The following is a 9,323-nucleotide window of genomic DNA, read 5'->3' as shown; positions in this document are numbered from 1 at the left end:
ACACCGAATCAGATGTATGAGAAAGAGAAAACCGAGCTAATGGTTTAACTCGGTTTTAAATGAAATACTGTCAATCTATTTCAGGACGTGACAAAACTTAGAGCATAAATAAGATTTGCATCTCACCGACCATAAAGCCAAGCACCGCGCCCACAATGATCAATGACCATTCATCCTCTTTAAAGGCAGGACGGAGCATACCTTCAAACTCTTCAGGACTAAGTTTCTGCATTCGCTCTACTAAAGTGTTGCGAACATTCATGGCATCTTCCGCATAAGACTCTACATAACGCATGGTTTCTGGAAGCTGTTGCAGAATACGCTCTGTCACTTCTGTTTTGATACTTTGATATTTTTCACCGCCAATCGCATAAACCACAAGAGGACGAACCACACCTGCTTGTAAGTCAATTTCTTGTTTGACGTGTCGGCTAACCAGATCAATCACTTTATCTGAATGTGTACCAGAAAAAAGCTCTTCCATCATATTACGAGAAGTGAGTAGTTGCTTAGAAATTAATGCTGCATAATCTGCTGCAACTTCATCTTGGCGTTTAATGAATAGACCTTGCCATGTATAGCCCATGATCTTTTTCGGGTACAACGGTCTAAACATCATTTGCAAAGCAATCCAGTCACTGAAAAAGCCGACAAAACCGCCAAACAATGGGAGCATCCACGGATATTGACCTTGGGTGACGACCCAACATACCATTTGGATCACACCAATTCCAAAACCAAAAATAAAGCCGACATTACTAAAGAATTTAAATTCTTGTTTGCCAACTTTTTTAAAAATTTCGTTTAGAAGACGTTTATCTTTGAGTAAATTGTTGACCACCATATGTTTAATATCGAAGTACTTGGTTACATCTTTTTGTACTTCACCCATAATATGTTCAACAATTTCAGGGGCTTTAGTCTGAACTCGTTTAATTAATTTTTGACGCGCAAACTCAGGCATGCCTTCCCATAAGCCTGGTTGATATTGCTGCGCGACTTCACGTGTAATATCTTCAGCTGCCGCCATCAGTGGTTTTTCAATTTCTTTGGCGATACGTTTGGGGTCGAGTCGAGCAAAAATTTCTTCAGGTTTAATCAGTTTGGAGGTCATCAGCTCAACGGCTGTGGTCGCCATTTTTTCTGCTTTACGCGGAACAATCCCTTGCCAACCGAGTGGTAAACCAAATAATCGTAACCCTTTAAATTCAAGCGGGGAAAACATCATTTGAATGGCGATGACTTTGGTTATATAACCAATAAAGCCACTGATAAATGGGATGGAAATATATAACCAGAAATTCTGTTGAAAATCCGCAATCATTTCTTGAAACATTATTTTATTGGTCCTTCAAGTCCTAATTGTTGCTCGTGATAGGGCAAGCCATAGATAGTTAAATATTTGAGGGATAGATGTTGATAATTCACCCATACATGTATGTATTGGGCTTTAGTTCCCCTTTGTTGGTTTTCCTTTTTCAAGGACATCGAAATCGCAAAAATATGCAAATGATGGCGTCGATTGAATACCTTTCCTTGGTAATGCAAATTTTCGCTTCATCATATTAGCACCAATTTTTGTTCTGTGTGGAGCAGAATTGGCAAGAATTGTTGATTTAGCTCTCTTTTTGGATGTTGTGCGGCAAAATTTTAATTTTAATATTTGGGTGAGTTGAGGACCTATACTAAAAAGTAAGATAGGTGATGAATTGCGATGCGCCAAAGCATGAAAAATGCTAGAATAGGGCGCTTATTTCATTTGCTTTTTATGTTTAGCTATGACGACCAATACTCAAATTACTGAAGATCGTATCCTTATCTTGGATTTCGGCTCTCAATATAGCCAGCTTATTGCACGCCGTGTACGTGAAGCGGGTGTCTATTCTGAAATGTATGCATTTGATATGTCTGAAGAAGACATTCGTGCATTTAATCCAAACGGGATTATTTTATCAGGTGGCCCTGAAAGCGTACATCAAGAAGGTAGCCCACGCGCGCCTCAGGTTGTATTTGAGTTGGGTGTACCAGTTTTGGGTATTTGCTATGGTTTACAAACCATGTCTGAACAACTGGGCGGAAAAGTAGAACCCGGTACTGTACATGAGTTTGGTTATGCTGAAGTTGATATCGTGGTACGTGACCAGTTAATTGGTCATTTGCAAGATCGTGAAAATCAACTGCATGTCTGGATGAGCCATGGCGATAAAGTTGGCGCGATTCCTGAGGGTTTCCAAGTTACCGCCAGTACGCCGAGCTGTCCATTTGCGGCAGTCAGTGATGAAACACGTCGTTTCTATGGTGTGCAGTTCCACCCAGAAGTCACGCATACCGCCAAAGGTGCTGAATTACTTTCTAATTTTGTACATAAGATTTGTGGTTGCCGTGGTTTGTGGACACCTGAACACATCATTGATTTACGTGTCGAACAACTACGCAAACAAATTGGTGACGAAAAAGTCCTTTTAGGTTTATCGGGTGGTGTCGATTCATCTGTTGTGGCTGCGTTGTTGCACAAAGCGATTGGCGATCAGCTCACCTGCGTATTTGTAGACAATGGTTTGCTTCGTTTAAACGAAGGTGATCAAGTGATGCAAATGTTCGCAGAGAACATGGGGATTCGAGTCATTCGTGCTGATGCAGAACAGCGCTTCTTATCGGCATTGGCTGGCGAAGTTGATCCTGAGAAAAAACGTAAAATCATTGGTCGTGAATTTATTGCAGTCTTCGCTGAAGAAGCACGTAAATTGGATGGTGTGAAATTCTTGGCGCAAGGTACGATTTACCCTGACGTGATTGAATCTGCTGCCAGCAAACAAGGTAAAGCGCACGTGATTAAATCACACCATAATGTGGGTGGTTTACCTGACGATTTAGAATTTGAATTGGTTGAGCCATTACGTGACTTGTTTAAAGATGAAGTGCGTAAATTGGGCACCACCATCGGTTTGCCACATAGCATGATTTACCGTCATCCATTCCCAGGTCCAGGTTTGGGCGTGCGTATCTTGGGTGAAGTGAAAAAAGAATATGCAGATATTCTTCGTCTTGCTGATGATATTTTCATGCAAGAGCTTCGTGCAAGTGGTTGGTATGACAAGACTGCTCAAGCATTTGCGGTATTCCAACCTGTTAAATCAGTCGGTGTTGTCGGTGATGGTCGTCGTTATGCATGGGTAATTGCATTGCGTGCCGTTGAAACGGTTGACTTTATGACTGCACGTTTTGCTCACTTGCCGTATGAGTTGGTTGATAAAATTTCAACGCGTATCATGAATGAAATCAAAGATGTTTCACGTGTTGTTTATGACGTGTCATCTAAGCCACCAGCAACGATTGAATGGGAGTAAAACTGGGGTTTCATGAAGCAACGCTTCATGCCAGTTTTACGCTATGAGCGAATTTAAAGCATCGCTTTAAATGAAGTGTAAGAGGCTTGCGGCAGAAGGGCTTTCAAAATGCAACCATTTTGCCAGTTTTACGCCATGAACGAACTTGAAGCATTGCTTTAAGCGAAGTACAAGATGCTTGTGGCAGTTGAATGATTCCTAAAATAGATCAAGAAAAGCCGACTTGGAAAAGTCGGCTTTTTGTTTGAGAGTAGAATTTTTAGAAATATTTTAAATGCATTTCGTCTGAGGTGTATTATGTTAATTTTAGAAAAATTAAACTTAGACCTAGATAGTCAATATACTTTTTTCATAATTTCCATAGCTTTATCATGAGCATCTGTATGTTCTTCAAATCGTTCTCTTAAGAATAAAAAGAAAGCTTTTTCATATTCAGGAAGCTCTAAAAAAATAAAATCATGATTACGATTAAAAAAATGAAAGTCTGGATTTTTAGTTTTAAAGACTAAGAGTGACTCTTTAAAATTTTTCTTTTTAACTCCAAGCCTTTTATAAGCTTTACTCAAACCTCTAAAAATCCAAGTTGGTGATGTATCCCGTTGAAGAATTGCGACTGGAATATTTGCTAAATAGGGAATATAAGGTCCTTTTGGAGATTTGTTAAATTTTCTTCTTAAATCAAGTATCTGTAGTTTATAATCAATAATTTCTAACCAAAGAATTAATTTATCCTGTTGATTATAATCAAAAAAACCTTCACTAAGATCGACTGAATTAAGTAATTGTTGAATGTATGTTTCTAAGCTAGAAAGAAGTTCATTATTACAATACTTGCATGCAAAAACTGTAGTTTTTGAATATGTCTGGCTAACCTCATTTAAAGTCTGTATGAAAGTCTTTTTTTGATCATTTTTGAACACCCATTTGGGAATCACATGTTCTTTTGTTAAATCCTTCGTATCACCACAAATAATACATATCTCAGCATAATGGTTCTGAATTAACTGTCTAGTAACACTGCTTTTTCGGTCTCGAATAATATTTCTAAAACTACGTAACTTCTTTTCTATCATGATTTATACAAATGATTTGACTAAAATAATTATAAAGGTAAAGCACCATACAACATCTTATTTTCTATATATGGTAGACACCTGATCCTAGTCATTATTTAAAGCTAAATCAGTTGAATTTTTCTAAAAATATGACTTTTGTTTCCCTTAGCAGAGAAATTTATTCAATGAGGAGTAGTTTTTTTTCCTGAGGACTCATTTTTTCTAAAATATCTGGGAAAAAATTCAGCATATTACAACAACCACGAATTAGATAATTTTCAGCAACTTCTAAAGCCATTGTACTATATTTTTCCTCAACATCTGAGTGAACTCCTGTTCCTCTATCTCCATCAATCATTCTAAAAAAACCCATTGGAAAAGAATGAACATTTGTTGATAACAGTTTATACCAGTATCTGAAATCATTCTTATCTACTCCATCACGCTCTTCGATATCTTCTCTACTTATAAAAAAAGCATTTTTACCTTTTAAATATTTAACTCTCTCTTTTTCATCTAGGTTCTTAAAAAATGTAGAATTTTTTAGTTGTTCCAAAACAAAATTTTCGATTTCAGTATCTTCTTTCTGTACATCATAAGTTTCAGATAAAAAAGAAAAAAACTGCTTACGAGAGTAATAATCATGTACATTGAAAAGCGCTTTTCGTGCTTTTAGTTCGTCTTCATTCACATTATCAAAACATAAATAAAAAAGTGTTTGATAACACTCCATTATGTTTCTAGTTAAGCTAAAAGCAGATGCATAATCCCAATCAGCTTTGTATTCCCTCGAAACATCGTGATCTAATAATTTTCTTAAACTTTTACTAGTGGTACATAGTTTAGTAAAAAGGATACAGGCCCAAACCACTTTATCCTCTTGAACATACCGTCCCGCACCCAAACGAGAGATTTTAATTGCTAAGTTAAGAGTTCTGCAGTAGCTTTTAAAAGCTACCGTAAATTTTTTATCACCTATGGCCATTCACTGTAAACTTCTAAAAAATAAGAGATGTTTTATATTTTAACTTTTATATTTTGATAGGTTAACAACTGATTTAATATAATGGCCATTATGTGAAATTAAATTTAAAAAATTTAATTTTTTCAAATTGTTAGAAATTATATCGGCACTCTATAAAAGTAGAAAGGTTGCATTTGAAATAATTTGCTTGTTTTGTAAACAAATTTGATCCTTATTGCCAGTAAAAAGAGCGCTTAAGCGCTCTTTTTTATTGCTTAACTTCTTTAGATATCCTCCTTGAAAAATAATTCATTAAATATCAAAAATATAAAATTTAAAGATACATCTTAACTTGATAAAAGATACATTAAGATATATCTTAATATTCAGAAATTAAGTAATTTGAGAAAAATAAAGATGAAACACACATCAGACCATCACGAAAGCGAACGTGATATCCACCATCGAGAGCATCACCGAACAAGTCGCCGTGGACGTTTGTTTGAATCAGGTCGCATGAAACTGTTGGTTTTACATTTGATTCAGCAAAGCCCTAAACATGGCTATGAAATCATTAAAGAGATCAGTGACTTGGTTGGTGATGGCTATACTCCAAGTGCGGGTACAATTTATCCAACACTCAACAACTTGGAAGAAATGAATTTCATCTTATTGCTCGATGCTGAGCGTAAGCAATATCAAGTGACGGAACTTGGTGAAGCCTATCTAAAAGAACAACAAGAGATGTTGGGAGTCTTGTTGGAAAAGCTTCGACTCAGAAGAGAGATTCACAATAATGATCAGTTGATTGATATCCATCGTGCCATGGAAAACCTAAAAACGGCATTGCGATTAAAGTTAAATGTAGCTGACTTAAAGCAAGAGCAGATTTATCAAATTGCTGAAAAAATTGATCAAGCTGCGATTGCGATTGGGCGCTTATGAGTTGGGAACAACATTGCCCAGCGGAGAAAATTTATGAAACAACACCAATACCATATCACCGTACAACATTTGAAAGACACGAAAGGACAGCTCTCAAGCTATACCGAGCGTTTAGCGTTCGATACAGGTAATCACGATGATATTTTTGAGATTGTTCAACGTTTGCAGAAAGCAGGATTTTTTGATGATCAAACCACAAAATCATTTGCAGTAGGTCTAAAACTGTTGAGTGAAGTGATGCTTGAACATCGGGATCATCCTTTATTTGAAGAGTTTTTCCCTCAGTTTGGGGAGTTTATGAAAAATTTAAAGCAACAGGTGAAGAAATCATCATGATATTTACCAACACCACATTGAGACGTAAAACGTGAAATTCAAAAAGTTACCTGCACAATATGCGGCTTGGATCATACCATTCTTATTATCGGGTTTAATGAGTGGGACAATATCCCTGATTAACATGCTTATGAATCTAGGGTTTACGGCTGGGTTTGGGGCACAGTGGTTTACTACTTGGATGTTTTCTTGGGCTATCGCATATCCTATAGTATTGATTTTCTTACCACTGGTTAGACGTCTCACAGGACTATTTGTAGAAATGCCTCCGCATTAAACGAAATATATGAGTCATTACAAACACAAATGAAGATTGTCTCACTGATAACACTCTGCGTATTACTAAAAGACTATATTGAATGCTGCTTGTATTGTTAAGATCAATAAAACAACTCATTGCAAATAGCATAGGTAAAAAAGAGAGCGATATCATGAGCAATAACAACGATTACGATATTTCTGATTCAAAAGACTGCGAAACTTACATCAATCAATTTATTCAAGATTTTACAATTCGCTCGGCTGAAATTGGCAGGGGAACGGTGATTAAACGCGCTTTGCCAAGTCGCCATAAACGCTTAGTGGGCGCATGGTGTTTCCTTGATCATGCAGGACCTGTTACGTTTCCCGCAGGTGATGGTCTAGATGTGGGGCCACATCCACATATTGGTTTGCAGACATTTACGTGGATGATTGAAGGCACCATGATGCATACCGATAGTCTCGGTTCAAAACAATTGATTCGTCCAAAGCAAGTCAACTTAATGACAGCAGGGCGTGGGATCTCACATACCGAAGTTGCCCCTGATACCGAAACTAAAATGCATGCAGCACAGCTCTGGATTGCATTGCCAGATGATAAGCGCAATATGGAACCGAAGTTTGAGCATTATCCAGAACTCCCTGTAGTTATAAAAGATCAGGTTGAATTTACGGTTCTCGTCGGTGATTTTTTAGAAACGGCATCACCTGTGCAAGTGCATACTCCTTTGGTGGGCGTAGATCTAACGGCCCAAGCAGATACTAAAACACGTATCCCTCTTAATCCCGAGTTTGAATATGCTTTTATGGCACTTGAGGGAACCGCATGCGTCAATGGTCATGAATTAAATACAGACAATATGGTGGTTGTGGAAAAAGGTTTAACTGAAATAGCAGTGGAGCTGACACAAGGTCATCGTGTGTTATTGATTGGTGGTGCACCATTCGAATCGCCAATTTTACTATGGTGGAATTTTGTTGCACGTACCATGGATGATTTAAAACAAGCACGTGAAGACTGGGTTCAACATGATGGACGCTTTGGCGAGATTGCAGATTATCAAGGCAAACGCTTAGAAGCACCTGTATTACCTGATCAAATGAGGGCTTCAAAATGAGTATTATTGCCAGCACCAAAGTTCAAACTTTAGCAGAACCGTGGAAAGGTCAGGTGAGTAGTGGAACACATCAGTTTTTAACAGATAAACCTGAAGTGTTCGGTGGTCATGATACCGGTCCAGCGCCTTATGATTTTCTTACGGCAAGCTTAGCATCCTGTACGATGATTACATTACGAATGTATGCGAAACATAAAGAAATCGAGTTAGGTGATTTTAGTGTGGAAGTGGATTTTCATACTAATCGTGAGCAACAGGAACGGATAGAACGTCGAGTCATATTTCAACAACCTGTTTCACAAGACTTAAAAGAAAAGCTGTTAAATGTCTGTAGTAAGACACCCGTGACTAAAACTTTGTTACGCAGTTTAGACATTCAGACCGTGATTGTTTAAGACTAAAGTGCTATTGTGCTTGAGCAAAATATAATTCTAAACGCAACTGTTAGAGGGATATGTACACAGCAGTTGCATTGCACAAAGCAGGCACAAAAATGATTACCTTACATTACCTACAATGCTCGCGCTCATTTCGAATCTTGTGGGCATTAGAAGAACTCGGTGTGGATTGCCAAGTTGAGTATTATCCAAGGTCGGCTAGTTATACAGCGCCAGAAAGCCTCAAGCAAATTCATCCATTGGGTAAAGCACCGATTTTAGTGGATGGTGAGCAGGTGATTGTAGAATCTGCTGTGATTTTGGATTATCTACAGCAAAAGTATGATGGGCAACAACAATTCAAACCACAACAAGCCGATGCTCAGATGCAGTATTCCTATTGGATGCATTATGCAGAAGGTTCTTTAATGCCATTGTTGGTCATGACTTTGGTCATGAACAGCGTGAGTAAGCATGTGCCGTGGGTGATTCGTCCAATTGCTCAAAAGATTACCGATGGTGTCAAAGCCAGTTTTGTCCGTCCACGTGTCAAAGAACATATTCTATATATAGAGGACTATTTGGCGAAACATGACTATTTTGCAGGAGATTTTTCTTTTGCCGATATTCAGATGGCATTCCCCCTTATTGCAATTCAAAACCGATTACATGGGAAGTATCCGCACATCCAAGCCTTTGTTCAACGTGTGCAGCAGCGTCCAGCATTTCAACGTACAGAGCAAAAGAGTTTAGACTCTGAATGTGCATAAGTCGGTAGAAAACAAAAAAAGGAACGTTTAGCGTTCCTTTTTTAATTCTGTGTTGTGTCCTGTCCTGAAATAAGTTTACACATTAAGAGACTTATTTTATGGAACACGAAAGAGAACAACGAGTTAAGCGCACTCAACGAGATTATAGCT

General features: G+C 37.9%; 10 protein-coding genes. 7 read left to right on the top strand and 3 right to left on the bottom strand.

The features are described 5' to 3' along the window. Window positions 1–97: 97 nt before the first annotated feature. The gene (locus tag MMP72_RS15665) at window positions 98–1,324 is read right to left on the bottom strand and encodes a DUF445 family protein (RefSeq protein WP_241406199.1); all 1,227 of its coding nucleotides are present in this window, start codon (window positions 1,322–1,324) and stop codon (window positions 98–100) included. A gap of 454 nt (window positions 1,325–1,778) precedes the next feature. On the opposite strand from MMP72_RS15665, the gene guaA reads away from it, so the two are divergent. Further along, complete coding sequence (gene guaA, locus MMP72_RS15660) at window positions 1,779–3,347, top strand: glutamine-hydrolyzing GMP synthase (RefSeq protein ID WP_241406197.1); 1,569 nt, start codon at window positions 1,779–1,781, stop codon at window positions 3,345–3,347. A 335-nt stretch (window positions 3,348–3,682) separates the two neighbouring features. Here the strand turns inward: guaA and MMP72_RS15655 are convergent, their stop codons facing one another. After that, complete coding sequence (locus MMP72_RS15655; protein WP_241406196.1) at window positions 3,683–4,420, bottom strand: HNH endonuclease; 738 nt, start codon at window positions 4,418–4,420, stop codon at window positions 3,683–3,685. 160 nt (window positions 4,421–4,580) lie between these two features. After that, entirely contained in the window at window positions 4,581–5,387 is an 807-nt protein-coding gene (locus tag MMP72_RS15650; protein ID WP_241406195.1) for a DUF5677 domain-containing protein, read from the bottom strand. A gap of 396 nt (window positions 5,388–5,783) precedes the next feature. Between MMP72_RS15650 and MMP72_RS15645 the strand changes: the two genes are divergently transcribed. The 6 genes from MMP72_RS15645 (at window position 5,784) to MMP72_RS15620 (ending at window position 9,173) form a co-directional block, all read left to right on the top strand. Next, entirely contained in the window at window positions 5,784–6,311 is a 528-nt protein-coding gene (locus MMP72_RS15645) for a PadR family transcriptional regulator (protein ID WP_241406194.1), read from the top strand. A gap of 33 nt (window positions 6,312–6,344) precedes the next feature. Continuing rightward, a complete protein-coding gene (locus tag MMP72_RS15640; protein WP_241406193.1) occupies window positions 6,345–6,647 on the top strand; it encodes a DUF3861 domain-containing protein in 303 nt (100 codons plus the stop codon). Between the two features lie 31 nt (window positions 6,648–6,678). Next, window positions 6,679–6,924 carry a DUF2798 domain-containing protein gene (locus tag MMP72_RS15635; protein ID WP_241406192.1) on the top strand — a complete coding sequence of 82 codons (246 nt, stop codon included), beginning with the start codon at window positions 6,679–6,681 and terminating at the stop codon, window positions 6,922–6,924. A gap of 154 nt (window positions 6,925–7,078) precedes the next feature. Beyond that, a complete protein-coding gene (locus tag MMP72_RS15630) occupies window positions 7,079–8,026 on the top strand; it encodes a pirin family protein (protein WP_241406191.1) in 948 nt (315 codons plus the stop codon). After that, window positions 8,023–8,421, top strand: coding sequence for an OsmC family protein (locus MMP72_RS15625; protein WP_241406190.1), 399 nt, complete (start codon window positions 8,023–8,025; stop codon window positions 8,419–8,421). The genes MMP72_RS15630 and MMP72_RS15625 overlap by 4 nt, the downstream gene beginning before the upstream one ends. Window positions 8,422–8,519: 98 nt before the next feature. Then, window positions 8,520–9,173, top strand: coding sequence for a glutathione S-transferase (locus MMP72_RS15620; RefSeq protein WP_241406198.1), 654 nt, complete (start codon window positions 8,520–8,522; stop codon window positions 9,171–9,173). The last annotated feature ends 150 nt before the right edge of the window (window positions 9,174–9,323 follow it).

It is taken from the genome of Acinetobacter sp. NIPH 2699, assembly GCF_022549355.1.
Classification (GTDB): Bacteria; Pseudomonadota; Gammaproteobacteria; order Pseudomonadales; family Moraxellaceae; genus Acinetobacter.
This window is presented reverse-complemented; position numbering and strand designations above follow the sequence as displayed.